Genomic DNA, 714 nt, shown 5'->3' with positions numbered 1-714 from the left:
TTGACGACAAAGGCTGCCAGCAATACCTGGACAAGGACGTAAAAGAAACCCTGTACGTTGAATTCGGCCACGATAAAGCCGAAGTCCGTCAGACTTCTTACCCGTCTCTGGAAAACCTGGCCGAAGGTATGCGTCAGTACCCGTCCGCCAACCTGGTACTGGAAGGTCACACTGACAGCACCGGTTCTGCGGCTTACAACAAGAAACTGTCCCAGCAACGTGCAGATGCTGTGAAGACCGTACTTGTTGATCACTTCAACGTAAGCGCGGACCGCATCACCACCGTAGGTTACGGCGAAGAGAAGCCTATCGCTGACAACAAAACCAGCGAAGGCCGCGCCGAAACCGTCGCGTGGAAACCATCATGAAAGCCACCACCAAGGAAGCGCAATTCCAGTAAGGAATTACGCTGACTAAAAAAGGGGCCGGTTTTTTACCGGCCCTTTTTTTGTGCCGCGCTGTGGCCGCAACACGGTTCACGCAGGCATGTAACACGCTAAAAACGTGGCAGGCATGCGCGTTGTGGGAACAAAGCCGCTAACCGGTTTCGCCCAACCTCACCTATCGCTACTTTTTCCGGCGTTCAGCAAAGAAACCTTTGAGCAGTAGCGCACTCTCTTCTGCCAACACGCCCCCCTCCACGTCCATCCGATGATTGTAGAAATCCACCGACGGCAGTTGTAGCTGGCTTTCGCACACCCCTGCACGGGGCTC

Annotated in this window: 1 protein-coding gene; it reads left to right on the top strand. The window is 54.5% G+C overall.

Annotation, left to right across the window (positions count from 1 at the left end):
* Positions 1–368: OmpA family protein (locus A3730_RS06330; RefSeq protein WP_231883872.1), on the top strand; the 368-nt coding region annotated here is incomplete at its 5' end.
* Between the last annotated feature and the right edge of the window lie 346 nt (positions 369–714).

Source organism: Alcanivorax sp. HI0044, from assembly GCF_001634945.1.
This window is presented reverse-complemented; position numbering and strand designations above follow the sequence as displayed.